Source organism: Amycolatopsis halotolerans (assembly GCF_042647905.1).
GTDB lineage: Bacteria > Actinomycetota > Actinomycetes > Mycobacteriales > Pseudonocardiaceae > Amycolatopsis > Amycolatopsis halotolerans.
Genome location: NZ_JBHRWI010000016.1, coordinates 59,162 through 85,292, shown reverse-complemented (window position 1 = coordinate 85,292; position 26,131 = coordinate 59,162). Strand labels below are relative to the sequence as shown.

Annotated in this window: 33 protein-coding genes; 14 read left to right on the top strand and 19 right to left on the bottom strand. The window is 68.3% G+C overall.

Features of this window, described 5'->3' with window-relative positions; translation table 11 throughout:
* Positions 1–4 precede the first annotated feature (4 nt).
* Positions 5–640, bottom strand: coding sequence for a hypothetical protein (locus ACFORO_RS12765; RefSeq protein WP_377869931.1), 636 nt, complete (start codon positions 638–640; stop codon positions 5–7).
* A 222-nt stretch (positions 641–862) separates the two neighbouring features.
* On the opposite strand from ACFORO_RS12765, the gene ACFORO_RS12760 reads away from it, so the two are divergent.
* Positions 863–1,192: a hypothetical protein gene (locus ACFORO_RS12760; RefSeq protein WP_354737091.1), complete on the top strand. Its 330-nt coding sequence runs from the start codon at positions 863–865 to the stop codon at positions 1,190–1,192.
* Here ACFORO_RS12760 and ACFORO_RS12755 read toward each other — a convergent pair.
* A complete protein-coding gene (locus tag ACFORO_RS12755; RefSeq protein WP_354737089.1) occupies positions 1,182–1,451 on the bottom strand; it encodes a hypothetical protein in 270 nt (89 codons plus the stop codon). The two genes, ACFORO_RS12760 and ACFORO_RS12755, sit on opposite strands and share 11 nt — an antisense overlap.
* An 840-nt stretch (positions 1,452–2,291) precedes the next feature.
* Positions 2,292–3,113, bottom strand: coding sequence for a hydrolase (locus ACFORO_RS12750; RefSeq protein WP_377869932.1), 822 nt, complete (start codon positions 3,111–3,113; stop codon positions 2,292–2,294).
* A 601-nt stretch (positions 3,114–3,714) separates the two neighbouring features.
* Here ACFORO_RS12750 and ACFORO_RS12745 point away from each other — a divergent pair.
* The 3 genes from ACFORO_RS12745 (at position 3,715) to ACFORO_RS12735 (ending at position 6,086) form a co-directional block, all read left to right on the top strand.
* Positions 3,715–3,963 carry a hypothetical protein gene (locus ACFORO_RS12745; protein WP_377869933.1) on the top strand — a complete coding sequence of 83 codons (249 nt, stop codon included), beginning with the start codon at positions 3,715–3,717 and terminating at the stop codon, positions 3,961–3,963.
* Positions 3,964–4,068: 105 nt separating this feature from the next.
* Positions 4,069–4,266, top strand: coding sequence for a hypothetical protein (locus tag ACFORO_RS12740; protein WP_377869934.1), 198 nt, complete (start codon positions 4,069–4,071; stop codon positions 4,264–4,266).
* Positions 4,266–6,086, top strand: coding sequence for an HEXXH motif domain-containing protein (locus ACFORO_RS12735; RefSeq protein WP_377869935.1), 1,821 nt, complete (start codon positions 4,266–4,268; stop codon positions 6,084–6,086). The genes ACFORO_RS12740 and ACFORO_RS12735 overlap by 1 nt, the downstream gene beginning before the upstream one ends.
* 3 nt (positions 6,087–6,089) lie before the next feature.
* Here the strand turns inward: ACFORO_RS12735 and fxsT are convergent, their stop codons facing one another.
* The 4 genes from fxsT to ACFORO_RS12715 form a co-directional block, all read right to left on the bottom strand.
* Complete coding sequence (gene fxsT / locus ACFORO_RS12730; protein WP_377869936.1) at positions 6,090–10,490, bottom strand: FxSxx-COOH system tetratricopeptide repeat protein; 4,401 nt, start codon at positions 10,488–10,490, stop codon at positions 6,090–6,092.
* A 1-nt stretch (position 10,491) separates the two neighbouring features.
* Entirely contained in the window at positions 10,492–11,574 is a 1,083-nt protein-coding gene (locus tag ACFORO_RS12725; RefSeq protein ID WP_377869937.1) for an AAA family ATPase, read from the bottom strand.
* A 13-nt stretch (positions 11,575–11,587) separates the two neighbouring features.
* The gene (locus ACFORO_RS12720; protein WP_377896553.1) at positions 11,588–13,399 is read right to left on the bottom strand and encodes a VMAP-C domain-containing protein; all 1,812 of its coding nucleotides are present in this window, start codon (positions 13,397–13,399) and stop codon (positions 11,588–11,590) included.
* A gap of 283 nt (positions 13,400–13,682) precedes the next feature.
* Positions 13,683–13,835 (bottom strand): hypothetical protein, encoded by a 153-nt coding sequence (locus ACFORO_RS12715; RefSeq protein WP_354737076.1) that lies wholly within the window; start codon positions 13,833–13,835, stop codon positions 13,683–13,685.
* Between the two features lie 375 nt (positions 13,836–14,210).
* Here ACFORO_RS12715 and ACFORO_RS12710 point away from each other — a divergent pair, with 375 nt between their 5' ends.
* The 9 genes from ACFORO_RS12710 (at position 14,211) to ACFORO_RS12670 (ending at position 19,141) form a co-directional block, all read left to right on the top strand.
* Positions 14,211–14,570 carry a hypothetical protein gene (locus tag ACFORO_RS12710; RefSeq protein WP_377869939.1) on the top strand — a complete coding sequence of 120 codons (360 nt, stop codon included), beginning with the start codon at positions 14,211–14,213 and terminating at the stop codon, positions 14,568–14,570.
* Positions 14,571–15,475: 905 nt separating this feature from the next.
* Positions 15,476–15,670 carry a hypothetical protein gene (locus ACFORO_RS12705; RefSeq protein ID WP_377869940.1) on the top strand — a complete coding sequence of 65 codons (195 nt, stop codon included), beginning with the start codon at positions 15,476–15,478 and terminating at the stop codon, positions 15,668–15,670.
* 158 nt (positions 15,671–15,828) lie between these two features.
* Complete coding sequence (locus ACFORO_RS12700) at positions 15,829–16,170, top strand: DUF4429 domain-containing protein (protein WP_377869941.1); 342 nt, start codon at positions 15,829–15,831, stop codon at positions 16,168–16,170.
* An 87-nt stretch (positions 16,171–16,257) separates the two neighbouring features.
* A complete protein-coding gene (locus ACFORO_RS12695) occupies positions 16,258–17,505 on the top strand; it encodes a helix-turn-helix domain-containing protein (protein ID WP_377869942.1) in 1,248 nt (415 codons plus the stop codon).
* A gap of 88 nt (positions 17,506–17,593) precedes the next feature.
* Positions 17,594–17,839: a hypothetical protein gene (locus ACFORO_RS12690; protein ID WP_377869943.1), complete on the top strand. Its 246-nt coding sequence runs from the start codon at positions 17,594–17,596 to the stop codon at positions 17,837–17,839.
* Entirely contained in the window at positions 17,839–18,138 is a 300-nt protein-coding gene (locus ACFORO_RS12685) for a hypothetical protein (RefSeq protein WP_377869944.1), read from the top strand. Before ACFORO_RS12690 ends, ACFORO_RS12685 begins: the two co-directional genes overlap by 1 nt.
* Positions 18,135–18,479 (top strand): hypothetical protein, encoded by a 345-nt coding sequence (locus ACFORO_RS12680; RefSeq protein ID WP_377869945.1) that lies wholly within the window; start codon positions 18,135–18,137, stop codon positions 18,477–18,479. The genes ACFORO_RS12685 and ACFORO_RS12680 overlap by 4 nt, the downstream gene beginning before the upstream one ends.
* Complete coding sequence (locus tag ACFORO_RS12675) at positions 18,476–18,640, top strand: hypothetical protein (RefSeq protein WP_377869946.1); 165 nt, start codon at positions 18,476–18,478, stop codon at positions 18,638–18,640. The genes ACFORO_RS12680 and ACFORO_RS12675 overlap by 4 nt, the downstream gene beginning before the upstream one ends.
* Before the next feature lie 240 nt (positions 18,641–18,880).
* Positions 18,881–19,141, top strand: coding sequence for a helix-turn-helix domain-containing protein (locus ACFORO_RS12670; protein WP_377896560.1), 261 nt, complete (start codon positions 18,881–18,883; stop codon positions 19,139–19,141).
* A 229-nt stretch (positions 19,142–19,370) separates the two neighbouring features.
* On the opposite strand, the gene ACFORO_RS12665 is transcribed toward ACFORO_RS12670, so the two are convergent.
* Both ACFORO_RS12665 and ACFORO_RS12660 read right to left on the bottom strand, forming a co-directional pair.
* The gene (locus ACFORO_RS12665) at positions 19,371–19,697 is read right to left on the bottom strand and encodes a hypothetical protein (protein ID WP_377869947.1); all 327 of its coding nucleotides are present in this window, start codon (positions 19,695–19,697) and stop codon (positions 19,371–19,373) included.
* Positions 19,694–20,155, bottom strand: coding sequence for a hypothetical protein (locus ACFORO_RS12660; RefSeq protein ID WP_377869948.1), 462 nt, complete (start codon positions 20,153–20,155; stop codon positions 19,694–19,696). The genes ACFORO_RS12665 and ACFORO_RS12660 overlap by 4 nt, the downstream gene beginning before the upstream one ends.
* A gap of 322 nt (positions 20,156–20,477) precedes the next feature.
* Here ACFORO_RS12660 and ACFORO_RS12655 point away from each other — a divergent pair, with 322 nt between their 5' ends.
* Positions 20,478–21,428 carry a hypothetical protein gene (locus tag ACFORO_RS12655; RefSeq protein ID WP_377869949.1) on the top strand — a complete coding sequence of 317 codons (951 nt, stop codon included), beginning with the start codon at positions 20,478–20,480 and terminating at the stop codon, positions 21,426–21,428.
* Between the two features lie 39 nt (positions 21,429–21,467).
* On the opposite strand, the gene ACFORO_RS12650 is transcribed toward ACFORO_RS12655, so the two are convergent.
* The 10 genes from ACFORO_RS12650 to ACFORO_RS12605 are packed head-to-tail and all read right to left on the bottom strand — an operon-like array spanning position 21,468 to position 26,127.
* Positions 21,468–21,974: a hypothetical protein gene (locus tag ACFORO_RS12650; RefSeq protein ID WP_377869950.1), complete on the bottom strand. Its 507-nt coding sequence runs from the start codon at positions 21,972–21,974 to the stop codon at positions 21,468–21,470.
* 4 nt (positions 21,975–21,978) lie between these two features.
* A complete protein-coding gene (locus ACFORO_RS12645) occupies positions 21,979–22,593 on the bottom strand; it encodes a hypothetical protein (RefSeq protein WP_377869951.1) in 615 nt (204 codons plus the stop codon).
* On the bottom strand, positions 22,590–22,889 hold the full coding sequence (locus ACFORO_RS12640; RefSeq protein WP_377869952.1) for a hypothetical protein: 300 nt from the start codon (positions 22,887–22,889) through the stop codon (positions 22,590–22,592). Before ACFORO_RS12640 ends, ACFORO_RS12645 begins: the two co-directional genes overlap by 4 nt.
* A 20-nt stretch (positions 22,890–22,909) precedes the next feature.
* A complete protein-coding gene (locus tag ACFORO_RS12635; RefSeq protein WP_377869953.1) occupies positions 22,910–23,608 on the bottom strand; it encodes a hypothetical protein in 699 nt (232 codons plus the stop codon).
* Between the two features lie 14 nt (positions 23,609–23,622).
* Positions 23,623–23,958: a hypothetical protein gene (locus ACFORO_RS12630; RefSeq protein WP_377869954.1), complete on the bottom strand. Its 336-nt coding sequence runs from the start codon at positions 23,956–23,958 to the stop codon at positions 23,623–23,625.
* 7 nt (positions 23,959–23,965) lie between these two features.
* Positions 23,966–24,187: a hypothetical protein gene (locus ACFORO_RS12625; RefSeq protein WP_377869955.1), complete on the bottom strand. Its 222-nt coding sequence runs from the start codon at positions 24,185–24,187 to the stop codon at positions 23,966–23,968.
* A gap of 20 nt (positions 24,188–24,207) precedes the next feature.
* Positions 24,208–25,017: a hypothetical protein gene (locus ACFORO_RS12620; RefSeq protein WP_377869956.1), complete on the bottom strand. Its 810-nt coding sequence runs from the start codon at positions 25,015–25,017 to the stop codon at positions 24,208–24,210.
* Positions 25,018–25,203, bottom strand: coding sequence for a hypothetical protein (locus ACFORO_RS12615; RefSeq protein WP_377869957.1), 186 nt, complete (start codon positions 25,201–25,203; stop codon positions 25,018–25,020). It lies immediately after the preceding gene.
* The gene (locus ACFORO_RS12610; protein WP_377869958.1) at positions 25,203–25,904 is read right to left on the bottom strand and encodes a hypothetical protein; all 702 of its coding nucleotides are present in this window, start codon (positions 25,902–25,904) and stop codon (positions 25,203–25,205) included. The genes ACFORO_RS12615 and ACFORO_RS12610 overlap by 1 nt, the downstream gene beginning before the upstream one ends.
* Complete coding sequence (locus ACFORO_RS12605; protein WP_377869959.1) at positions 25,849–26,127, bottom strand: hypothetical protein; 279 nt, start codon at positions 26,125–26,127, stop codon at positions 25,849–25,851. The genes ACFORO_RS12610 and ACFORO_RS12605 overlap by 56 nt, the downstream gene beginning before the upstream one ends.
* Between the last annotated feature and the right edge of the window lie 4 nt (positions 26,128–26,131).

The window sequence follows — 26,131 nt, the reverse complement described above, 5'->3', positions numbered from 1 at the left end:
CCGCTCAGCGACGACCCTCGGCCCGGTCGCGCACGCGTTGACGCAGCCACTCCAGCAGCTTCGGATCGGCGCGTTTCAGGAGAAGTCCCTCGATCATCGCCTCCAGCACCTCAGGATTCCCGTCGTCCACCCGGAGGATCACCTGGCTGAACTCCAGCCCGTAACCGCCCACGACAGCGAAGTCGCGACTCGGTCCGCCGTGAGCCGCCATGAGCAGTCCCGCCGGGTCCAGGAAACTCTTCCACTGCGGGATCGCCACCGCGCGGAGATAGTCCTGCGCCTGAGGACCGTACTCGTCCATTGTGTCCGGAAGAAAATCCCAGACATAGCCGCCGAGATGCGAAGCCGGGCCGCGATCGGGCGGCGCCGCCCGCCTCGTCCGGACAAATCCGCCATCGAACTTCGGCGGTTTCTCCGCCGAGCCGCCTTCGTAGTACTCCCGCAATACTCGCGGAATCCCGGAAGCTTCCACATGAAACGCGATCCTCGGATCCATCGGATAGGCGCGGAACTGCACGAAGGCCGCGTTCCCGTCCGGCGAGGGCAGCCACCATCGCCGGGTCCGGAGCCGCTTGAAGCCCGCTTCTTTCATCAGCGGATCGACATAGCGTTTCGCGAACTCGTCGAGCAGCTCGGCCATCCGCACCCCCGTCAGGAACCCGTTTCCAGGGTCCTTTCAGCGTAGACCAGATTCGTACCGCTGGAGTGGCCACTGTGGACGGTGCGCGACGCCGACGCGACTGAGCCACCGTCCGAAATGGGCCTTAGCGCAGCAATTCACCCGCGCGCCCCACGGACTGTGCACACTCGGATACCCGTTGCTGATCACCGCGCTACCGGAGCGAAGGATCCGCGCGGTCGAATGCCCGGGTACCTGACCTCACCGGAAGGCTTTTCTCCCATGCCGATTCCGGAACACACCCCGGAGTGCGACTACCTTCAAGCCTGCACAGAAGTCCTCGGCGGCCGCGTGTTCCTCGCGCTGGTCGAGCGCCTCGACAAGATCCATTTCAACCTGGACGGAATCGACGATCCGGTTGCCGCGGCACGGATCGGCGACGGATTGGATCCCATCTTCGACGGTCATGCCACAGCGTGGGAGCTAAGCTACATCCGCGACAACCCCGGTTCGTGGCCGAACGTGATCTTCTACCGAGGAGGAGCCCCCGTTGCCAACCCCTTCATTCCCTGACCGAGATACTCGCCCGGGCGCGGCGCTTCCCCTCGCGTTCGACCGGACTTTTCGCCCGTGGCGCTATACCGTCAGCCATTCGGAACTCCGGTTGCGCACCGTCGACGTCGAAGCCGGGGACCTGATCGAAGCCTCCTTCTTCGGGGTGGTCGGGATGAAACTCAAGTCCGTCTATCAGTCCCTGACCATCGACCACGCAGACCGTGCGCAGACCGCTGAAATACTGGAGTTCGCAGACATCAAAGAGAAATCCGCCCATCACGTGCGATGTTTGACGCTCCGCTCGGCCGGCGACTGCGGGTTCATAGCGTGCCTCAGTTTTGCCGTCAGATCCTATCCCCCTGGAGTCGACCCGGACCAGGCCGCCGACCGGCCCGACAATTCCACTTTGCTATTCAGGAGTAATCAATAGGGTTCCTCTCCGACGCTTCGTTGAGCCCTACGCGAAAGCTGGCGGGCGACCCGGTGTCGGCAGAGCCGGTGACGAAAGTACCTGCCACGCGAACCATTTCCCTCTCGCAATAGTCCAAAGCAGACAGTTCTGCCGCAGTCATCGGCGAGGAACGCGGCCGGAGTCGGCGGACGGGTGGCCGCGTGCTCGATGCGCGGGTCCGTGGCCAGAGTGCGAACTTCGGGATGGCCGCCGCGCTGTTTCCGGCAGGACGAGCGCGATGCTGATTCCCTCGCCTGCGACGTCCAGGAGGTCATGGATGGTGTCGACCTCGCAGATGCTGCGCCGGGACAGTCCGATGCGGTCGCAGGCGGCGTCGATCCGGTCGGGCAGGCAGCACCCCGCGCCAGCTGTTCATTCGCAATCCTCCCAGACATCCGTGCCGCGAGCCGCTCAGGCTATCGGCTAGTCGGCCTGGGCTGCTGGCACGAGGAGACGGCCGTGACGCGGGGTCCAGCGGTGGCCGAGAGTGCGAACTCCGGCGAAAGTCACGGTTCCGCGCCCCGGGAAGCCCTGGCGGCGGCAAGATCTCCCAGGCGCGTGAGGCAGTGACAGCCGAAGCAGGAGCAACCTGGAGTGACGCGCAGCCGGCAGCCACGCGCCACTCTCCGGCAAGCCCATTCCTCCGGGCGAGCCGGAGGAAGCCGCTCAGGTCAGATGGTCGAATTCTCCGCTGACCCAACGGATGTGCGCCTCGGCGGAGCGCTGCACGACGGCTTTGGCGTCCGCGTCGACGGTGTCGCCGCCGAGCGTGTACAACCGGTCGTAGGACCAGCCGTCGAGCCGGTCCACGATCCGCCGGACCACCGCGGCGGACAGCGGAATGTGCTTCGGGAAATTGCGCTGGAACGACACCCAGTTCGGCGCCAGGCCGCCGCTGATCGTGTCGCCGGACAGGAGCGTGCCGTCCGGGGTGCGCAGCGCCGCGCTGCCCAGCATGTGGCCGCCGACCTGGATCAGCTCGACCCCGGGCACCGGCTCGGCGTGCTCGGTCCAGAACTCGAGCACCGGGTCGGTGCGGCCCAGCCATTCCCGGCCCGCGGCGTTGACCAGCACCGGAATCCGCCCGAACGCGTGGCTCCAGCTGACCTGGGCGGCGAACATGTGCGGGTGACTGGTCGCCACCGCGACGACCTCGCCGAGCGCCCGGACCGCGGCGAGCGTGTCCGGCTCGATGGAGGTCGGCGGATCCCACAGCACGTTCCCCCGCGCGGTCCGCACGACGAACGACCACTGCCCGATGCCCACCACCGGTTCCCGCCGCAAGCTGTGCACCCCGCGGCCATGGTCCCGCTGCCGCACCGTGTGCGCTTCGGCGGCAAGCTGTTCGTGAGTGCGCCAACTCCCGGAGTGCGGGCCCAGGTCGCCGCGCTCCTCGATGCCGACCTCGCCGCGGTCCATCACACAATGCGGGGGCTCGGGGGAACCGGGCTGCTCGATGCCGCATCGGTCGCAGATCCATAGTGTCATGATCGCGATTCTCAAACCTCGACAATGGTAGAGGTCAACCCAGTTGCACGATCTTCAGTCGCCGCCGTGCGCATCCGCGGGCCTCGCGGCGTTCTCCGGAAATATTCGAAATACCGCTCCAGGTCCGAGCGCCCGGCACGGCCACGCTGTCGAATCAGGCGCCGATCCTGGAGTCGGCGGGGCTCTTGACCCTTAGGCGCGTTCTCCAGCCCGAGACGAGCCCGCCGAGGTCAACGGCGGGCATCACGACAGCCGTACTCGAACGATCCGAGATCGCGACCGTTTCCGCAGGTCATAGCCTATACAAAGGGAGGCAGAGTGGGCCGGGTCGGGCTCGAACCAAACGGCCGATTCCCGATCATCCGCCGCCAATTCAGATGCGCCGTACCGTGCTGCGGGATCACCGTCGCCATCTCGCTGCTGAACACCCCGCCGATCTCGGTATCCGCCGCCCGAGCTTCGCCCCCGGTGGGGACCTTCAACTGCACTACCACTCGGAACTGCTCGGCTACCGCCCCAGCCGAAGGGCGAGGCTCCTTGAGGTACTGCCGCGACCCGCCGCGGATCGCCGAGGAGATCTTCCCGTGCCGCGGGGATCCGGTTGCCGCAGTCCGACCGCCTGCGGCTCGAGTCCGGCGGGCCGGATCTCCCGCAACGGCTCGCCGCGGCGCTCCAGGAGCCGGCACTCCAGCACGACCTCGACTGGACCGTCGAAAACCAGGTCGAACTCCTCTTCGACCAGGCGGAACTGGCCGGATTCGCGCGCGTCTCCCGCAGACGAACTCCGGTGCCTGAGGGCGGCGCGCACGACCCCCAGCGTCACCATCACCGGGCCCCCCGCGCTCCGTGAACTGGCCGCCCCGCCGGAAGAGGACTGATCGGTCGCGAGATCTCGGCTATCCTTGTCAAGGTCCAACTCTCGCAACCGTTCCACGGGGTGGAGGGAATCGGCACGATGAGTTCTTTCTCGGCTAGTACGGAACCGGACATCGAATCAGCGTTGATCGATCTCGACGCGGTATCTTTCACCGCGTTACGGGAACTGGACAGTGAAGCCTTCCGCCGCTCGGCGCACCATGTCGTCGAACGCGCCAGGCATGTGCACGCACGTTATCGAAGCCAGAACGCCGGGGGTGGCGAGCGGATCGACTGATGTCACCGCCAGCCGAGGCCGGCCCCGCGTTCCACCGCTTGCCCTGGCGGGATTTCGACGCACTCGCGCGCCTTGACGGCGACGAGGAGATGGCCCGCCGCCTGCGCCGGGCCGAGCGGAGCAGACGAAAGCTCCTGATCCACTCCCTGCTGACCGAAGCCACGAAGACCCCGGACCACTCGGGGCCCTTGCCGCCGCTGGATTCCGCCTGGGAGCTCCTCGGCCGCGCGGAAGCGCGGGAACCGCGTGCGGTCAACCGGATGCTCACCAATCCGTACACCGGGAGCTGGGCGGGCTACACGACTCGCCTGCTGCGCAACGGAATCGACGGCGTCGGTCCGTTGTGGATGCACCTGGGCCAGGCGCACGCGATCGCGGCGGCCGCGGCGATCCGGGCGGGGCTGGATTTCGAGACCGCCATCCCGGTGTGGCTCGGTCACGCGATGCTCCCGTCCCTCGGCATGGCCAGATTCCCGGGCATCGGCACGTTCTCTTCGGCAGTCGTGCGAGGAGCGGCCGGCCGGTACTCCGTATCGAACGACGAAACGACGGTCCGCATCCCGGACGCGCCCGAGTCCGACGCCCCGGGCTGGTGGGGAATCCGCCGGGTGCGGAGCCAGGTCGGCGCGCACCGGTTTTCGCTGTGGCTCGACGACCTCGATCCGTATCGCGGACTCTACGAGCCGATCCCGCCGGATCGCCTGCCCGGCAAGGACATCGCGGACTGGCAGCGGCTGATCGACGAGGCCTGCCGTCTGATCGACGTCCATCTGCCCGGGCTGGCCCGGATCATGCCGGTGGGGCTGGCGGCGCTGGTCCCCAAACCGCACGTGCTCTTCCGGAATCCGAGCGCGTCGACCGGCGAGGCGTTCGGCAGTGCGGTGGTCGCCCTTCCCGCCGACGGCGCGGCGCTCGCCGGCACCCTGATCCACGAATTCCAGCACATCGTGCTCGGCGGCCTGCTGCACCTCGTCGAATTGTACGAGCCGGATCCGAGGGAACGGATCTACGTCGCCTGGCGAGACGATCCGCGGCCGTTGAGCGGTGCGGTGCAAGGGGTCTACGCCTTCTTCGGCGCGACGGCCTTCTGGCGGGCACTCGCCAACGCCGGTCTGACACCACGGCGCTCCGCATTCGAATATGCCTATTGGCGCGGCCAAACCTGGCGGACCCTGCAGGTGCTGCGGACGGACTCGACGCTGACCGCGGCCGGACGTCGTTTTCTCGACGGTATCGCGGAACGCCTCGGCCCCTGGCAGGACGAGGCTGTCCCGGCGGAGGCGCGCGAACTGGCCGACGCCGCCAGCCTGGACCATCTCGCCGGCTGGCGCGTCCGTCATCTCCGCCCGAGCCCGGCGCTGGTCACCGCAATGGCGGAAGCGTGGCTGAGCGGCCGTTCACGACCGCCTGCCCCGCACACCACCGATCTGCCGCCGACGCCGGTGCCGGACGGCTCCTGGTCCCCTGCTCGGACCGATCTGATCCGGCTCGCTGTCGGCGACGCCGCACCACTGCTCGACCCGGCCGGGCGGCCCGCCGTCCCCGGTGCCACCGCCGCCGATTTCGCTTACGCCCGAGGCGAATTCACCGAGGCGATAGCGGGCTATCGCACGGAGCTCGCCGCGGATCCCGACCGTCCGGCCTCGTTGGTCGGGCTCGGCCTCGCGCTTTCCGCGCGAGGTCCGGACCCGGCCGCCCGCGCCTTGCTGCACTGCCCGGAACTCGTCCGCGCGGTGCACCGTCAGTTGCGCACGCTGGCTCCGCCGCCACCGCCGGTGGAGCGGATCGCCGCGTGGATCGGCCAGCTCGTTTCGGGCTGACCGTCACATCAGCATGGGGTCGATGTCGCAGTCGGCACGAGCACCGCGCACCGCCGCCTGGGTCCCGGGGTGGGCCTCGCCGAGGACCCGGCGGTACTTGCCCAGAATCGGGTCTTGGAAGGGAGCTGCCTCCTCCGCGTGCCCCGCGGCGGCGAAATCCAAGCCCAGGTTGAAGCTCGCGGCCAGCGTGGTCGGATGCTCCGCCCCCAGCACCTGGCGGCTGCGTTCGGCCGCGTCCTTGCCGAGCTCGATCGCCTTGTCGAGTTCTCCCGCCGCGGACAGCCCGCTGGCCAGGTTGATTGTGACGACTACCGCATACGGGTGATCCGGGCCGATGCTGGCGCGGAAGTATTCGAGGGCGCGTTCGTCGAGGGCGCGTGCGGCCGCGACGTCGCCCTGGAGCCGCAACGTCACCGCGAGGTCGGCGCTGGCGGCCAGGGCGTGCGGGTGGTGCTCGCCGAGCCCGTTGCGGTACCGGTCGAAGGTCTCCTCGCCGAGTTTCTTCGCCGCCGTCAGGTCGCCCGAGTGCCGGAGATCGATCGAGTGGGCGAGGGCGCAGGCCATCGTGGTGGCGTGATCGTCCCCGTAGACGAGCCGGAACCGGCGGAGCGCGTCCGTCGACAGGTACAGCGCGCCGGGGTGGTCACCGTCTTTCCGGCGAGCCACCGACAGCAGGAAGGAGTTGGTGACGGAGTCCGGCTGGTCCTCGCCGTAGCGCGCTTGGAAGTTCTCGGTGAGCCGTTCCTGCTGGACCCGGGCCTGGCCGTATTCGCCCGACTCGCGCAGGTCCACGATCATCGCGCTGTTCGCGCTGAAGGTGCGGACGTGATCACGGCCGAGGACCTCGGTACGCCGCCGGTACGTTTCCTGATCGAGTTCCAGGGCCGCCTGGTAGGCGCCGGAAAGCCGGAGGCTGATCCCGTGCTGGAACGCCGCGTTCAGCGTCTCCGGATCGTCCTCGCCGAACATGCGCTCGGCCTTGTGGTAGATCTCCTCGCTCAGTTTGGTCGCCGCGGCGAGATCCCCCCGCGCACGAAGGTCGATCGTGATGTTCCGCTGCAGGGCGAACGTTTCCTCGTTCTCCTCACCGGATACCTGCAGGCGCAGCGCGAGAGTGCGCTGGTTGAGTTCGGCGGCCTCGCCGTAGCGGCCGATCGCCCACAGGTAGAGCCCCAGCCGCGAGGAGACTTCGAGCGTCTGCGGATGGGTCGGGCCGAGGATTTCAGTGAAGCGGCTCCGCGCCTGGAGACCGAGCCGGGCGGCTTCTTCGTGGTCGCCGTATTCGAACAGGTAGCGCATCAGGTTGATGTAGAGCTGACGCGGCCAGTCGTCGTCGCAATCCAGCACGTTCGCCGCGTACGCGTGCGGCAGGAGTTCGCGGTAGCGCGGCCAGTGCCTGCTGGACTCGGGGTCGTTCGGGTCGAGCGCGGCCAGCAGCTGATGCGCGCCGTGCTGCATCCGCGCGTGCACCTGGGGAGCCATGACCCGGTTGCGCAGCACCAGCTGGACCAGACGGTGCAGCTGGAGGGTGTTGCTGCCGTGGTCGATCTTCGCGAGACCGTACCGGTTGATGTCACGGATGGCGCGAGCCAGCTTGATCGGCTCGCGAAGAGCGGAGTCGAGCTCCGGGGAGATGGACACCCGGCTGACCCCGGTCAGCAGATCGCGCGAAATCGGTTCCGGGGAAAAGAAAGCACAGATGTGCAGGATCTGATGTGCCGCCGGGTTGCGGGTCTTCAGCTCCTCGAACGAGACGTTCCACGCCGCGGCGACGGAGACCTCGTAATCCGGCGCCGACGCGGTGTCGAGGATTTCCTCGACCGATTCGTCGAACAGGCGCAGATACTCCTGCACCGGCATCCCGGTCACCGCGCGCCAGGCCGCGGCCTGCTCGACGGCCAGCGGCAGATCGCCGAGTTTCTCCGCGAGTTCGTCGGCGTCGTCCGGGTCGATCTCCGGTCCGCGGCGGCCGAGCAGTTCGATGCTCTCCTCGCGTTTGAAGACCGCGAGTTCGAGCGGGCGCGCGATACCGGCCCAATCGGAGTTCCGGGAGGTGATCAGGATTTCGCCGGGTCCGTTGCGCGGGAAGAAGGGCAGCACGGTCTCCGGGCTCTCCGCGGCGTCGAAGATCAGGAGCCAGCGGCGGAACGGCCGTCCGGTGCGGAGCGCCTCGATCACCGCGGGGACCGCGATGTTCGCCTCGGACGCGCCTTGGAGACCGAGGATCCCGGCGAGTTCGGTGAGGCCCGCGCGGATCTGCGTGGTGTGCGCGGCGTCGATCCACCACACCAGGTCGTAATCCTGGAGATGCCGATAGATGTACTCGGTGGCCATCTGCGTCTTGCCGATACCGCCGAGACCGTGCAACGCCGACGGGAGCACCGCGGTGGTGCCGCTGCTCAACCGCTTGGTGAGCTGGTCGAGCAGCTCGTCGCGTCCGGTGAAGTTGGGGTTGCGCGGCGGGACGTTCCCGAAGACCAAGGGCGGGTCGTCCGGCCGGCGCGCCGGGAAGGCGCGCGAGGCACCCGAGGTGGCGGGATGAACGATCCTGGTCGTCGGCTCGTTCACTTCGGATTCGCTGAGGTAAGGCGAGCGTCCCTGCGGCGCAGGTGTCGAGGCAGGTGGACGTTCGGCCGTCTCAGGCATCTTTGGGCTCTCACTCTTGATGGGTGTCTTGATTGATTCAGATCCGGACAGGACGACATTTCGGCCTTGAACCACATTCCGCAACCGGTCCGCGCGGGACAGATACGGCCCGGACAGCGCGCGCATGACGACGCTTTCCAGTTCGACGTCGGACGAGGACTCTTGGGTGAGCACGGGATCCGGCGTGTTGTTCGGGTCGGCGAGGGCGTCTCGGAGGTGACCGAGCAGCGGAATCCGGCTGCCGAAATGGGTGGCGGCCACTCGGACGACACTGGCCGTTTCCGACCGTCGCGCGCCGCTGAGCAGCAATTCCCGGACCGCCTCGGGAAAAGCGAAGACCCCACCGGTGTCCCAAGTGGACTTCCCTCCCCTAGGTCCGGGAGCGTACATGATCCCCGAAAGCAAAAGTTCGAGGAGGTGCTCCAGTCCGGCTTCCGGCACGAACCGTTGTCCCACCAGCTTCGCCACGTCGAGCCGGACCGGTACCGCCGCGAGCACCTGGGCCAAGCGTAGCGCCGGCGGCGACGCGACACTGCGAAACTGGTGCACTCTTTCGGCGGGTGACAAAGCTACCGGCGGGTCGGGGGAATCAGGCCGGGAAGTCCGTTCCGCGGCAAGCACGATCGTGCCTTCGACGGCGGCGGCGTTTTCGCCGGTCATCAGTCCGGCCCACCACGCCAGCGCGCGCGGGCGCAGTTCGAGAACCGGTACCGGCACGACGCCGGCGGGCGCCGGCGGACCGGGCTCGAGCCAGGAGTCGGCGAGGTCGAAAGCCCACCGGCCGTTGGGGGCCAACGCGTTCGGGACCCGCAGCCGGGCCTCGCGGGGGTTCATCCCGCAGCGTCCCCACAGCCATCGCGGGAGCAGATGCACGATGCTCACCGGCATCGCCGCGCCCCAGCGCGCCAGAATCGGGTACAGCGCGTCCTTCTTCTGCCAGGTGTCCCCGACCCCGTCGGTCAGCAGCAGCACCGCGCGCCGTCCCGACGCGTCCAGGATCTCGTCCGGGTCGCGGGCGGGCGCGCCGGCCGTGCCGCCACGGACCACGAGATCTTGCCGGCCGTTGTCCTTGGCTGTTTCCAGCAGGCGGACCTGAACGGTGCGGAAAGCACCCGCCTGCCGGAGCAATTCGACGAAAGCGGACACGCGAGGGCGCCACAGCGCCATCGACGGCCCGTTGTCGAGGACAAGCGTCAGGTCCAGCCAGCGCTCTTTTCTCGATCGGGTGACCGGCCACCACCGGCCGGTCTCCGCGACCCGGACGGCGGTCGCCTCTTCGTCCAGGACCACATTGTTGTGTCGCCGCGAGGGCTTCTCTCGTTTCAACGTTCTCAGCGCCCGGAAGTACTCCAGCGATTCCAGGAGCGCGGCGCCGCCGGGCCCGGTGCCGTCGACCGCGGGTTCGGGCAGTTCACCGCGCACGACGCCGATCCCGGTCGCCTCGCCCCCGTCCTCGCCCGGCGACGGGACGTCGGCGATCGGAAACCGTCGTGGCTCGGGCGCCGGGGGGATCTCCCGGCGTTCCGAAGGCGCGTTGCGAATCCGCACGTCTTCGCCCGCCGGTTTCGGCTCCTGGACGCGATCCTCGCGCGCGGGAGAGGCGGGCGCGATGGCCGCTGCCAGCCAGACGATGTCCGCGACATCGGTCCAGTTCAGGTCTTCGAACTCGAACCGCCTGCCGCTCCGCGGAAAGTCGGTCGCCCGCCGCTCCGCCGCCGGGACGGAGCGCGGGGCGGGGGCACCGCCCGGCACGCCCATGTCACCGCACCGTCAGTCGTTGCCAAAGAGCGTCCACCAGCCGCGGCCACGCTTCCCGATCCGGCTGGTAGGCACCCGAAGTGGCCAGATAGACGGCGTCGAGCAGCCTGTCGGTGGGAAGTCCGCCTTCCGCCTTGCTGCGTTCGGCGAAGTCGCGGATGAGCTTGTCCCGGTGTTCGCCGTTCTCGCTGACCAGGTGACTGGCCACGATCGCCGCGAGCTGGTCGTGATCCGGGTTCTCGATCCGCAGTTGCAGGCACCGGCGGAGGAACGCGGGCGGGAATTCCCGCTCCCCGTTGCTGGTCATGACGATGATCGGGAAGGCGTGGCACGCGATCCGGCCGTCCCGGACGACGGCGGTGCGCTGCGGGTCGGCGGTGTGCACGGTGACTTCGGGATGCCGGTTGCGGACCCTGGCCAATTCCTCGACCGAGAACTCGCCGTCCTCGAAAATCGACAACAGGTCGTTGGGCAGGTCCGCCTCGGACTTGTCCAGTTCGTCGATCAACAGCACCCGCGGCAGCCTGCTGGGCAGGAACGCGGTGCCGAGCGGGCCGATCCGGACGAAATCGCCGATCGGCGGCTCTTCGGCCTCACCGCCGCGCTGGGCCTGGCTGGTCGCCGCGGCCTGGACCCGGCCGATCGCGTCGTAGCCGTACAGCCCGGAACTCAGCGCGGTATGACTGGTGATCGCCCAGCGCAGCACCCGGCCGAGGCCGAGTTCCCTGGCGATCCGGTAGGCGAGACTGGACTTCCCGGTTCCCGGGTTTCCGGTGACCAGCAAGGGTCTCCGCAGATACAGGGCGGCATTGACCATGTTCAATTCGCCCGCGTCGGCGTCCTGCTCGGAAAGAGTGAACGCGGTACCGAGCCGGCGCTCCGCCTCGCCGTCGTCCGGCGGCGGCACGTCGTGTTCCGGCGGCGGGTCGCCGCGATAGGAACGCCACGGCGGCGGCGCGGGCAGCAACTGGGCGAGATCGATGTCGTGGATCGGCCTGCCGGTGCCCCGGTAAATCCACCAATCGGGTGCGTCGAGCTGCGGCGTCCGGCCGTCCACCGTCGCGTCCTGATCGTTCACGCTCATCCGCGGCGTCCCCTCATTGTCGGCTCGGGATCAACGGCTGGTCCAGAACGATCACGCGGTGCGGATCGTCCCACATTACCACCAGATCGTGAGCCAGAGAATTCTTGAACGGTACCGCCGCACCGGAATTCGCCAATTTCCGGCGGTCCGGAAGTTCGATGAATCCGGACTCCGCGGCCAGTACCCAGTCGAGCAACTCGCGCAGATCCTCCGGCTTGGCGTCCGGATGCCACAGCACCACCGGAAGTCCACTGCGGAGGGCGCACGTCAGCCCGTCCGGTCCGGCGCCCGGTTCCGCCTGGGACGACGGCGGTTTCTCCAATACGAGCCCGACCCAGTGATCGTCGCTGAGTATCTCGTCGATCGGATGCGCTCCGAACTCCGTGCCGCCGGAATAGTGCAGGCGATCGGCGGACGGATCCTTCACCATCGAGTCCCAGCGGACATGCCATGCGCGATGCCAATGCCTTGCCCGCATCCTCTCCAGAGACCGTATTCCCAGCCGGTACCCGTAGCGCAGGGGCAGGGGCTGGCCGGTCTCATGTTCCTTGGCCCACCGCTGCACGGGCAAATTGATCAACGTCCTCGGCAGCAGGAATTCCACCGACGCGGACACACTCTGGGCAGCCCAGACGCCCTCAGTCTCCAGGATGACGTCATCGACCCTGAACTCGACCTCGTCTATTCCGATTTCGCACACCCCGCCGAGCGCCGGCGGCCACACTTCCGGGTCATCCTGACGCCAGAATGCGAGGGTGCAGCGCGTCGGATCCGCGGAAACGGGTTCAAGCATGATCATCAAATGCAGATGCGGACATTCCGGAATCGGTGGCCTGTTATTCCGCTGCCGGCCGAGGGCGGGCCCGAGGCGCAGCGATCGGGCCTGGTCGGCGATCCAGTCGGCGATCATGGCGCTCGGCTCCCCCTCGGCGTTTTCGGCGAGCAGGCGCAGAAAGGTTATGGCGGGCGGGATCCCGTCCGGGCCGGCGTTGAAGTCGGTGAGCAGGTGAAAGGCGCTCCACGCATCGGTGATTCCCTCCAGCCGCGGCAGCGGAACCGCCGGGCCGAGCGCGCGGCTCACCATAACCGCCAAATGGGGGACATCCATCTGGGTCAGATGGTGGTGGAGGCCCGCGAGATCCTTGCGGGGGATCACATCCAGAACCGCACTGTTCACGTCCGCGAGAAACAGGGCATCCAGGGGTTCCGGCACGACGGCGGACGGTTTCGAGATCAGCGCCGCGGGTTCGCCGAGCAGTCGTAAATAAGCCGTTCCAGTGAAAGTCTTCACCGAAACCGGTATCGGTGTGTACGACTCGGGCAAGAGGCCGGGATCCCGCTCGATGACGTCGGCGAAGAAGCGCTCCGAAGAGATGAAGGCGACCATCCGGCCGGATTCCGCGAACGCGTCCTTCGCGCGTTGCGCGTCCAGAATGCGGAAGGCCGTGTCGACGGCCTCGCCGACCCAGCCGTTGCCGTCGTTCAGCACCTCACCGGAGTTGAGGCTCACCCGGAGCCGGATCTGCGCCTGCGGAGTCCGGGTGTGGTTGTACCGGCGGAGGGCGACCGTGATCCGATCCGGCAAGCGGTCGGCGACAAGGCTTTTGGCCGTGCCAAGCGGCAACAGGATCAGCGCGCCGTCGCCGCGATCCCCCCGCGCGCAGGAATCGAAGTCGACGTCGCATTCGGCGAACGCGGTCTTGAGCACGTCGTACATGCCTTGGCGGACGGCCAGCCGATCGGGAAGGTACCTGTCCGGGGAGGTGAATCCCGCTACGTCCGCCACGACGATCGTGCGGTCACGAGCCTGCGTCGGTCGCGCCACTGGCCCCCTCCCAAGGTCCGCGGCGCCGACCCACCGGCGCCGACCGCCACATTATCGCGTCCATCAACCCCAGGATTGAGTGTCAATTGACAACTGAGTCCTTTTCCTCCTGTGCCGCAGCCGCGTGGTCCCCACGGGACGAGTCCGTGAAGGTTCCCTTTCCGTTCTGAAGGCAGGGGCCGGCAAAGTCGCAGAGCCGCTGTTCAGTGCGGCTCTGCCGCGGGCCGATGTCTCCCATGCGGCATCGGAGACTCCCTGTTTCTCCCATGCCACGTTGAGGTTGTCACAGCAGGACTGGCTTTTCGAAGATCGAGTCCGAGAAATCCGGAGGCCCCACGTGATTGCCCATGGTGCCACGCTTGACGTGGCGCGCGAGTTGGCCCTGCTCGTCGCGCTTGTCCTGCACGCCGAGCGCCGCGCGGCCGGGGACGCGCACGTGATCTCGACAGCACTCGCATCGGCTGCGACCGGGTCACCGCGACCACGATCAAACCCACAGGCCGCGACCGCGCAGCCACCGTGCACCTGTGGTACGCGGGCAAACACCGCCGCTTCGGCGGAAACGTCCAGTTCCTCCCCCGGTCCGCAGGGTTCCCGCTCTGGAGCCCCCCTCCCCGTTACCTTTTTCGTGGTTCCTGTTCGAGGAGCTGTGGTCGCCAGGTCCGGCATGACTGACGCACCCAGTCTTTCCATGATCCGGGAGGTGGTGCCACCGGGCGTGGTGGCATCGACCGACCGCTGATAGGGACACGGCCGCCCACCGACCGCGGTCGCCGACGACCACCTTGATTCTGCGGCGGCCACGACGACCTTGACGGCATGGCTCGTCGGCAGCCGCGAACACATCACCCCAGAACAAGCCCGCGACGCCGTCGCCTGGCTGTCCGACACGTTGGGTACCCAGGCGGCTGACCGGATCCGCACAGGCGGATTGATCGGCCATCCGGACGCGCCCGACGTCACCTTCGACGAAGGAGTCGAGCACTACAGTGGAGCATCGCAATTCACGCTCTCCATAATGTTACTCAACGGCGCGCTGGTATCCACCCTGGCAATGGGCGATCCGGAATGGCTTCGGCAGTTGACCTCAAACAGGCAAGACCACCGAACCAAGCCGCAGTCGTGCGCCTGCCGCAAGGATGGCGTGCACGGGCACGAAAGTAGCGCCTGAGCACCTCCGCCGTCGCAGGGTTGAAAGGCACATATCACATCAAAATCGAAATCGAGACTCCCGCGCGCCTGCTCCGCCGGTTCGCCACACACAACGGTGCCAGCTCGCCGATCCGGACTCCGCAGTCGTTCAGCACCAACATAATCACCCGGTCCCGGAGTTCGGCAAACCCCTTCCCCTTTGCAGTGTCGAGCAGCGCCTGCATCGGACCCACACAGCACCGCCGGAGGCTTCTCCGAGACGTGAGGCACCTCCATTTTGCACAACGGAGACAATTCGACGATCTCTTCTACATTATCGAGCCAGCGCCAGAATTGTTGCAGGTGCCGATACCGCTTCGCTAGGTAGCTGTGCGACAGCGACCCACCGGTGCGAAAACTAGGCCGCTGGCGAAGGTATTCAAAATACCGCTCCAGCTCCCGTCGCCCGATTTCCGGGGCGAGCATGGAGATGCCTTCGTCGTCGAGGTAGTTGACCAGTGTGGCCACGCTCTCGAGGTACGCGTCGATCGGCGAGTCGGCGCGGTTCTTCGCCTTCAGATGTGTTCTCCAGTCCGGGACGAGCTCCCGGGCGCATCAGGCTCGAGCACCTCAACGGCGGTCATGAAAACAGGCTTACTCGAACAATCCCTTGGGTCACCAGCGCTGTGCTCGTTTCCAGCGCCTCCGGGAGGCCTCGGTTCAAGATCGTTTTTGAGCCCGTTTTCGCTGTTCAGCAGCTGTATTGAGGGCAAGATGGTGGGCCGGGTCGGGCTCGAACCGACGGCCAAGGGATTATGAGTACTTTTGCACTAAGCGACGTACGAAACCGGGTCTGACCTGGTCGTCGCTGAACGCAGAGCGTCGAGTCCCTTGCTGTTCAAACCCACCCCTGCGGACCGGGAAAACGGACCTCAGGAGAACCTCGTGCCCAGCATCCTCCATCGGCGTGTCGCCCGCACCGCGGCCCGTCTCCACACCCTCAGCACCATGTGCTGGTGCCAGCCTCTGACCGCGTTCGACGGGCACCGTAACGACACAGAGATCGATGTCGACTTTGAAGCCATCTCCGGCGACCCGATCGACCGCGACGGGTTCCCGATCGAGGGGGCGACGCGATGAACTGGCGGGAACTGGTCCGGCGGCTCGGGTTCGGGCTGGCGCTCGCAGGCTTGTTTCATTCTCGTGATCGTGTTCTTCTTGTCGATCTACCCGGCCCCGTTCCGGTAACGATGGGGACGCGGCGCGCGACCTATCGACAGGGTCGAGGAGAGGCGCGCATGGACACGATCACCGCAACCGGCCGGTACGGCTCGGTGAGCTTCGACGGCACGTTCGTCACGATCACCCGCACCGGTGTCGGCCGGTACCTGACCGGGTCCGGGGAGAAACGGATCCATGTCAAGAACATCGCCGCGATCAACTTCAAGGCGGCGACGGCGTTGTTCCAGGGCCGGATCGAGTTCACGGTCCCCGGCGGCCAGGAACGCCGCGCGGGCCCGGCGCGCCGGTCGAAGAAGACCGGGACGGACGAAAACGCACTCTTGTTCTACAAGAAGTCGAACGAGCAGTTCGCGGTGTTGAAGGACGCGGTGTACGCGGCGCAGGCCGAGCTGCTGTGAGCGTCTGAGAGTAAGATTGTGGCGCACCTCTTCGCGGAGGAACGCCCCCGGCCGACGGGCCGGGGGCACGCGGAGGGGTCTCCGCGAATGAGGGTGATCGTCATGTACGACGAACTCGCCGACCGATCCATCGGCGAACGGCTCCAGATCGTCCGCGAACGAACCGGCAAGTCCAGGGCCGTTGTTGCCGGTTTGGTGGGCCGGTCTGAGGAGTGGCTCAAGTCGATCGAGAAGGGCCGTCGGGCGTTGCCGCCGATCGACATGCTGATCCGGCTGTGCGGCGCCATCGGGGTCCGTGACCTCGCCGAGATCATCGGTGATACACCGGGTGTAGGCCTGGAGATGGGTCTGCAGCGCCGCAACGGCCACCCGGTGGTGGCATCGATCCGGGACGCGATCGAGACCGTGGACCTGGCGCCCGTAACCGGGCCGCCGCCGGACGCGGGTGAACTCTCCGCGCGCACCGAGTACGCGTGGCGGCTGTGGCACACCTCCCCGAACCCGCGTGCCGATTCCGGTCCGGTGCTGGCCGGTCTGATCCGGGACGGCCGCCGCGCCGTGCGGGTGCTGGACGGCCGGGACCGTCGCGAAGCATATGCGGCGCTCGCGGGGGCGTACGCACTGTCGGAACAGATCCTCGCGTGGGTCGCCGACTCTGCGTTGCTGTGGCTGGCTGCGGACCGGTGCATGGACGCGGCGCAACAAGCGGATGATCCTGAGACGCTCGCGGCGGCGGCGTGGGTGTTGGGGAACGTGTGGCGGGCGACCGGGCGTGAGGACGATGCCTATCGGCTCGCGCTGGATGCCGCTGCGTTGCTGGAGCCGCGGCTGGGTTCGGGGCCAGATAGCACGCGGGCGCTGTGGGGCGCGGTGCAACTGCATTCGTCGATCACTGCAGCCCGGCTTGGCCGCGAGGGGGACGCGCTGCGCGCGTTGGATGAAGCATCGGCGATGGCCGACCGGATGCCGGTCGGGTATGCGCACCCGTGGACTCTGTTCGGGCGCCCGAATTCGGATCTGACTGGGGTTTCGGTGCACGTCGATCTCCGCAAGGGCACGAACGCGCTGGACCACGTCAGCCGTGTCGATCCGGACGAGATTCCGTCGCTGGATCGGCGGGCTCGGTTGTGGCTTGAATCAGCGCGTGCCTACCGGCTGCGCGGAGACTGGATGAGCACCCTGCACCTGCTGCAGAAGGCGAGCGCGGTGAGCGAGGAATCGATGCGCTGCCACCCGCTGTCGCGGGGTTTGGCGGGGGAGCTGGTGACGTCCGGCGGCCGGGTGATCGAGCGGGAGTCGCGGGCTCTCGCGTCCCGGCTCGGCCTGACTGTCTGACGCGTCCAGGGGGTACGCTCCGTACCCCCTGAGGCAGGGTGGCGTGACGTACCTGTCACGCCCTGTTGCCGCTCATACCTTCTTGTGCATGCGGGGTTGGCGGATAGAGCGAGAGCTGAAGACGACCGACGCGTCGGGGCGGCCGGTGACGGTGACTACCGGGGTGACGACGGACGCGAACGGTGATGACGTGCGCGGTCTGGCGATCACGGCGATCGGTTCCGTCTCGATGGTCGGCCCGACGGCGGTGTTCGGCGTCGACGACGGCAGCCGTCTCGTCGCTAACCTCCTCTTGTCGCTCGCCGATCCGCTCGAGCAGCGAGGAGGTGTGTGATGGGTGTGCTGTGCGGAGAGCTGCCCGCCGAGGCCGTGGCCGCGGTGACCCGTGCGGTGGGCCCGGCGCGGACGTCGGACCTCGTGCCGCGGGTGCATTCCGACCCGACCGCCGTGCACCGGCGGACCGTGCATCGCTACTGGAGACGGGAGCTGGACAACCCGTCATCGCAGTGGCTGATCCCTTGGTGCTCCGGTGATAGTCCTTACCCGGAACGCCACGCCCGCGGCGAGATTGGCCAAACCGGGTTCGCGGATGCCGAATGGTGTCCCGGCTGCACCGGGCTGGTCACGCGATGACGTCGCCGTACGCAGAGCGCAATGCCGCGTTGCTGCGCGACCACCGGGAAGGCTTGTCAGACGAGGAGCTCGGGCAGCGCTACGACCTCACCCCTAAGCACGTGCGGAAACTGATCGCCCGGCTCACCGAGCCCGGCCCCGCCGACCCGGGATCGCTGAAGCACCGCTGGACCAACAACCCTTCAGTGTTCGCCCGCCCCAGGGCAGCTGCGCCTCCGCCTCCCAGACCGATCAAGTTCACCTGCCGTACGTGCGGCGGCACGGTGTCGCCCCGCACCTGGGAATGCGGCGGGTGCGGGCTGGTGTACCGCAGCTTCGCCAAGCTGGGCGACTCGAAATGAACCAGGACCTCGGCACAGACGACGCCGAGACGACGGAGGACAGGCCCGTGCTCGTCGAGCCCGGTCCGGACGCGAGCCCGGACGAGTGGGTCCGCTACGTCAACCAGAAGTACCCGCGCCACGGGGTCACCGATCCCGGGTCGCACATGGGCCGCCAATGACAGCCCGCTGCACCTGATCCCCCAGTCGCTGCGGTGTTCCCCCGACACGCCGCGGCACCGGGTGGGCGCGCGGCGGTGGCCTTCCTCTTTCCCCGGAAGGCCACCGCCTATCCAGGAGGTAAGTGGCACAGATGGCTGATGTTGACCTTGGTAAGCGGAATGCCGAGATGCTCGCCGCGTGGCGGGCGGGCGTGGCTATCAAGGAGATCGCCGACGAGTTCGGGTTGTCGCTGAGCTGGACTGGACGTTTGCTGCGGCAGGAAGGGGCCGCTGCCGCCCGTCCGCAAGGGCGTCAAGCGCACCGACCTCGACATCAAGAAAATCACTCGCGACTACGAGGTCGGCGCGTCCATCGAGGCGGTTGCCGACGAGCACGGCACGTCGTACGGCACAGTCCGCCGGATCCTGATCAAGAACAAGGTGAAGATCCGCCCGCACGGAGGCCAGAACGCGATCGAACTCTCGCCGTTGCTGCGGCCTCCGCCAAGCCGCGCAGATTGACGTTCCCTGACCGCTGCGACGAGTTCCCGCTACGGCGCGCGGTCAGGCACCCGCCCTGCGGAGGGATACCGCAGGGCCGGGCCGGTGACCGCTTTTCCAGGGGGCGGTCACCGGCCCGTCAAGCAACCCTGCGGGCATGACAACAACGGCCCCCGCCCGCTCGACCCGGGGGGCGAGTCCCGGGGAGCAGGGCGGGGGCCGCGAGACCGCCGTGGGGTGCGGCGACCAGTCAGGCGAACGTGACGTACCCGCTGGTGAGGATCGGGGTTTCCGGGTTGTCGTGCACCCGCATGAACACCCCGTACGTGCCCGGCGCGGGCGCACCGAACGGCGTCCCGGAACCGACCAGCAGCCGACCCCAGTACGTGCCGGAACCGTTCGACGGCTCCCAGCCCGCCGTCTTCCAATCCGCCGACGCGGGCTTTGCCTGCGACTGCGGGACGATCGCCAAATCGACCACGTCACCAGTCGGGTCGTACGACGTCCCGTTCTTCAACGGCTTGACGAGCGGGACCCGGATGTAGACGACGGCGTTCGAGTCGATGGTTTCGCTCACCCTCCACCTCCTGTTCGTGGTGTGCCCGCCGACCAGACGTCGCGCGGGTTCGCGGTCGTGTCGAACGGATGCGCCGCCGGAGCACCAGCCGTCCACCCGGTGCGCGGTCCGCCGACCGTCCACCAGGTCGAGGGCGCGCCCACATGCCACGCGGTGCTGGGCTTGCCTGCGGTGAACGTGTGGACGTCCGGTTTGGCCAGACCGGCCGTGACGAGGTCAGCGGCGGCCGCCGTGTCGGCGACGACCCGGATCAGGGTGATCGAGCCGCGGGTCACGACGTCGCCCGCGGTCGCGGCATCCGCCAGAGAGCGGCCGGTGCCGCGCTGCGCGACGACCGAGTCTGCCGCCGTCGCGGTGTCGGCGGCACCACGGCTGCCCGCGATACCTCGAGCAACGGCGTCGTTAGCTGTGATCGAGTCGGCCAGCGCCCGCACGATCGACTCTGCTCGAGCAACCACATCCGATTCGCTGCTCGAGTCGGTTGCTGCTCGAGCGGCGGAGGCAGCGCGCACGACGGTGTCGCTCGAGGTTGCGCTGTCCGAGACCGGGCGTGCTCCGCCGCCTCCGTGCCCGGCCGTGTCGGATGCGAGCGCGTTGTCAGTAGCCGTGCGCGCGAGCAGTTGGGCGCCGCGGACTGTGCCGTCGCTCGAGGCTGCGGTGTCGGCGACGGCACGCGGCAGCGTGCTCGAGCGCGTTGTGCTGTCGACGGCGGGGGCACTGTCGCTCGCGCCTCGAGAGGATCCTTGCGCCGCGCGCACGACCGTGTCAGAGGCGGGAGCGATGTCGGCAACCGGGCGGCTGCCGCCGCCGTGGACGGCGCTGTCCGACTCGAGCGCGGTATCGGCGACCGTGCGCGCGAAACCCTGGCTGCCGCGTGCCGCGGTGTCGACGGCCAGCGCTGTGTCGGCGGCGGCTCGAGGTGCTGTTGCCGCGCGGGTCGCTGTGTCGCTCGCGGCGGCCGTGTCGCTGCTCGAGCGCACGGAACTGCTCGAGCGGGAAACGGCGTCGCTGCCACCTGCCGTGTCGGCGGCCGAACGAGAAGCTGCCGAGGAACGGCCAGCGGAATCCGTCGCCGCGGCGTTGTCCGCGACGACGCGGGCCGCACTCGAGGTTCGGGCAGCGCTGTCGGCGGCAGCTTCGAGGTCCGCAGCGGCTCGAGCTGCCGTGCTCGAGCGCACGATGGCGTCGCTGGCGAGCGCGTTATCGGCTGCACTGCGGGCACCGCCGCGGATCACCGTGTCGCTGGCGAGTGCCGTGTCCCCGGCGGTCCTCGAGGCGGTCGTTCCTCGAGCGAGGCTGTCGCCGGCGAGCGCTGTGTCCGTTGCCGGGCGCGCGGAGAGGCCAGTCCGGGTGACGGTGTCGGCGGCCGTCGCGCTGTCCGCTGCCGTGCGGGGGTTCGCGCCGGTGTGCACCGTGGTGTCGGTCGCGGCGGCGGTGTCTGCCGGGTTGCGGGTCGCGGCGGCGGCCCGGGCGGTCGTGTCGCTGGCGGCGGCATTGTCGGCGGCCGGGCGTGCTGCCGTGAGGTTTCGGCTGGCGCTGTCGGTCGCGCCGGCGGTGTCGGCTGCGGTTCGAGCAGCGGTGACTGCGCGGGTGGTCGCGTCGGTGGCGCTGGCCGGGTCGCCGGGTGTGCGCGGGGCGGTGAAGCTGCGGGTGATGGTGTCTGTCGCGGCTGCGGTGTCGGCGACGTTGACGGTGGTGGAGTGGCTGGTGGTTGCGGGGGCGGCCCGGTAGGGGCGGATGGGGTAGGCCCGCCCGAACCGTGCCATCGGGTCACTCCTCCCAGATGAGGTAGCAGGTGACGTTGACGGACGCGGCGGAGGTGGGGGTGGCGCGGATCCTGAGCGCCGATGCCGCGTTGACTTCTGGTTCGCGGCCGAGCGGGAACTGTTGCTTGAACGCCGTCGAGGTTTCTTCTTGGTAGGCGAGGAGCCGGGTGGCGGTGATGGTGCCTTCGGCGGTGGCGGTGTAGCCGGTGGCGGCGGTACCGAGGGAGGTGAGCGATGCGGGGCCGGTGACGTCGTTGTAGGCGGTGACGGCGGTTGCGGCGGTGACGGTGGCGAACACGGTGCCGGTTTCGATCAGTTCCATGCGGACGGGTGCGGCGGGGGTGGATTCGAAGCTGTAGCCCCATTCGATGATCCGGATTTTGGAGGCGCCGGGTTTGATCTGGAGCATGGTTTTGACGGTGCCGGAGGTGGCGGAGGTGGCGACTCCGGCGAGGGGGCCGGTGAGGGCGCTGGTAGCACCGTTCCAGGTGATGTAGCAGGGGGCGGCCATGCGATCACATCGTCACGGTTTGGGTGTACGTTGCCGCGTCGCCGTTGGCGTTGACGGTCGCGAGGGTGGTCGCGGTCTCGTGCAGCATGATCCCGGACGATGCGACGGGGGTGTTGAACGTCCCGATGGCGTAGATGTTCTGCGTCGTCGACCCGGTGTAGGTGTAGGTCACGCTGAGGGTGTAGGTGTTTGCACCGGTGGTATGGGCGTAGGTGGCCGTCTTGCGACCGAGGCCGTTCGTCGTCAGCTCGCCCGACAGGGCGGTGTCGGTGGCGCTCGGGGTGATGTTGGTGCCGGTGATCGCCATGTACTGCACGAACGCCGCGCCCGGCATGATCACGAACTTGTCGGTGCTGCCGGGCGTGGTCGCGACTGCGCCGGGGCTGACTGGGCTGCTCCACTGGTCGACGGTGAGCACCGTCGTCGAGTTCGACAGGATCACGCCGTAGGCGAACGTGGTCGCCGACGCGACGACGACCATCTGCCCGACGTACGCGCCCGACGTGAACCCGGACGACGTGAGGGACGTCGCCGAGGAAGCCGTTGCGGTGCCAGAGAATCCGACCGCGCCGCCGGTGAGGGCTTTGGCCTGTAGGTCCTGGCCAGAGTTGACCTTCATTCCGCAGTCTCCCAGTCTTCGGGGCGCCCGACCGGGCAGCCGTAGATGATGCCGAGCGCTGTCGCAAGCTCGGGGTCGTCGTCGCATTCGACCCAGTCCGGCGCGGCGGCAGTGGAGTGCTGCTGCCACAGGCCGTCGGGGTGCCAGATCGTGCGGATCGCTTCCTGGCGGGTGTAGCTGTCGGGAATCGCGGCGGTGGTGATGCGGTTGCCGGGCAGTTCGATGGTCGGGCGCCCAACCTCTTCGTCGTGCGGGCCGTGCACGGCACCAGTGTTGCCGAGACGAACAACGGGCATGATGTCTCCTTCGTGGACGGTCAACGGGTCGATGCGCGGACGATCGCCTGTTGCAGGTTCAGCTTCGGGCGCGGGGTCGCGGGCGCGGCACCGGCGGCTTTGATCTCGACCATGGCGATGGACATGTTCGAGGGGGCGGATCCGGCGGACATGGTGGTGCCGGAGCCGTTGACGCCGTCTTGGCTGGTGCGTTTGAGGATGCCGCCGGAGATGCCGCCGAACCCGGTTTCGGCGTCGTTCCAGGAGCATCCGGTTCCGGCGGCGTCGGTCGTGGAGCCGTTGTTGTCGCCGATCGCGGCCCAGAACCATGAGTTGTTCTGGGTGCCGGTCAGGGTTTTGGTGTTCGAGGACGCGGTGCCGTGCGCACCGGTGAAGGACGTTTCGGTGCCGGTGAACACGAGGACTTTGACCGCGTTCGCGTTGAACGAGGAACCGTTGACACGGGCGATCGACACGGTCATCGACCCGGGCGCGGCTGCCGTGTAGGCCCACCAGGAGGCGAGCGAGTTCGTCGCGGACCCGGACGCGGTGAGCAGGGTGTCGATGCCGGTGAACGTGAGGCCGCCGGTGTTGGTGACCGTGAACGAGGTCGTGTTCTCGTCGCCTTCCGCGAACACGAGAAGGAAACTCCCGGCCGGGGGCGAGAAGCTGCCGGTGGTGACGGTGTTGGCGGTGCCCCACACCGCCGCCGGGGTCGACGAGTCAAGGGCGATCGCCACGCTCCACCCCCCGGCTAGTTCTGGGTCGTACCAACCGTGACCGACCCGATGTCCAGGAACGAGTTCAGGCCGATCGCGGTGAGCTGCGCGGCGGTGATGGTCCCGGTGCGGCTGACGCGCGGGATCTGGTGCGTGATACGGGTCCCGTCGCTGCGGACGACGATCAACCAGGCCCACGGGCAGGCCGGGTCGAGGTCGTAGTCGACACCCTGCAGTGCATTGGTGCCGCCGCCGTTGACCGGCGAATCGAACCGGATCGACAAGACGATGTTCTTCTGCGCACCCGTCGCGTCGTACCACGAGAACTGACACACCCACGGCGACGCGGGCGGCCATGCTCCCTTGGCCATCGCGGCTCTACTCCGCAACCGGCGCGACGGGTTTCGCGGGCGGGGTGTTGGCGGGCGCGAGCCAGGTTCCGGCCGCGGCGAGGACGACAGCGATCGCGCCGTCGACCGCGGTGGGCAGGTGCCAGCCGATGCCGTCGAGTACGGCGGCGACACCGACACCGGTCGCACCGCCGAGGACGGAGCCGGCGAGCTTCCGGACGGGAGCGAACGCGGCGAGCAGCTTGTTCATGAGGCGTCCTCTCTGGACGATCAGGCCGCGGACGCGGACAGGTAGAAGTCGTGGTCGGCGTCGTAGAGGACGGTGACGGTGGTCGCACCGGCCGGGACGGCGATCGGGCCGGGCCGGTTGGACACCCAGTCCCAGTGGTCTGCGGAGTTCTTGGCGGCGTATCCGCCGCCGACGCCGGTTCCGTTCGGGTCCGCGCCGCTGTCGCCGTAGAACAGGATGTCCTTGACGTGGACAGTGTGGCCGAAGCTGTCGTGGATGCGGAGCTTGCTGCAGCCGACGACGCTCATGTCGGCGTGTTCGTTGGTTCCTGCGGGGCAGACGCGACCGAATGCCATCTCGTCCTCCTGGTGTGTAGTGACGGGTGCCGGGTCGATGCCGGGCCAGTAGTCGGCGACGGCGGAAAGGTCGTAGTGGCCGCCGCTGGCGGGGTCGTTGATGTACTGTTTCGCGACCGCTTCGGCGGGGACGGACGGGATGTTGTCGTAGCGGGCAACCCAGTAGTGCGGCTGCGGGACCTGGGCGGCGTCGAACGCGGCCTGCACGGTGGCGAGCGCGGATTCGTTGCAGTAGACGGTCGGGTCGCAGCCGGCGGCGCGGCGCATCGCGACCCAGCCGGGCGCTTGGTCCGGGGTGGCGAGGAACCGTTCGACGTCGAGGACGTGCCCGTCGTTGGTGCGCGCGGACCGTGCGATGCGGACCTTCGTCGCGTTCGGGAACCGCGCCCAGTCCGCGGCCGACCAGGCGCTGCTGAGGTCGCAGTATCCGGCGACGAGCGGCACGGTCGCGGGAATGTCGGCGGCGGTGATGCTGTCGTACATGATCCGGGGCATCTACAACTCCCGTACGGTTCGGAGGATGGTCGCGGCGCTGTCGCGGGCGAACGCGGTCACGTTCACAGGCGGGGCGGGCGAGAGTTCGCGGAGCGCGTCAATGAGGGGCCTGATCTCGATGGCGAAGTCGGCGCCGGGTCCTTCGTCCGGCAGCTCGAATTCGACGAGGACGACGTACGTGGCCACTATTTCGCTCCTGTCAGGAGGTTGCTTTTGCCAGGCGACACGGTGCACGTGTAGCGCGGATTCGACGGGTCGAAGTTCGCGGCGCGCGAGCAGGTTTCGGTGACACCACCCGGGTAGGTGGTCGTCCACCCGGAGGGCGGCTGTCCTGGCTGGCCGTCGTTCCCGGTTGCGCCTTGCGGCCCCGAGGGTCCTGCGGGTCCCGGCGGTCCTGGGGAACCGGACGGTCCGGCCGGTCCGGGCGCACCGTCTTTCCCGGCGCTGCCGTTGAGACCGTTCGTGCCCGCGGCGCCTGCGGTGCCGGGTGTTCCCGGGGTTCCGGTCGCGCCGGTGGACCCGGGCGCGCCGTTCGCTCCCGGTGTCCCGGGAGGCCCGGAGGGTCCCGATGGCCCGGGCGGTCCTTGCCTGCCTTCGGCGCCGGTCGCGCCTTGCGGACCGGACGGACCGGGCGCGGGCGGGGTGACGACGGGTGTGCCGCCGAGCGACCGGACCTGTTGCGCGAGCTGTTGCGCCTGCGAGGCGGTCGCGTTGCCAGTGTCCCGCAGGCCGCCGATTTCGCTGCTCTGCAGGAAAACGAACACACCGAGGATGATCACGCCGAGGATGCCGATGCCGCCGAGGATCGCCATCAGCCGGTGGGCGCGGTCGTCACGTGCCTGTCGGGCCGCTTCCCGGGCGGTTGCTTCCATGTCCGGGTTCGTCACGGGCGGTTCCTCCTCGGCGCTGTTGGTCCAGGTCGATCAGGTTTTGCGCGGCTTCTGTTCCCGGGTTCGGCGGGGCGAGCATTTTCTCCGCCGTCGCTTGTGCGGCGTCGCGGCGTTCCCTCGGCGAGGTTCGGCGCACCACGATCAGCATCCCGACGAATCCGGAGAGGGCTCCGACGAGCGCGGCGATGGCGGTGATCAGGCCGGTGATCGAGGCGAGCACGGCA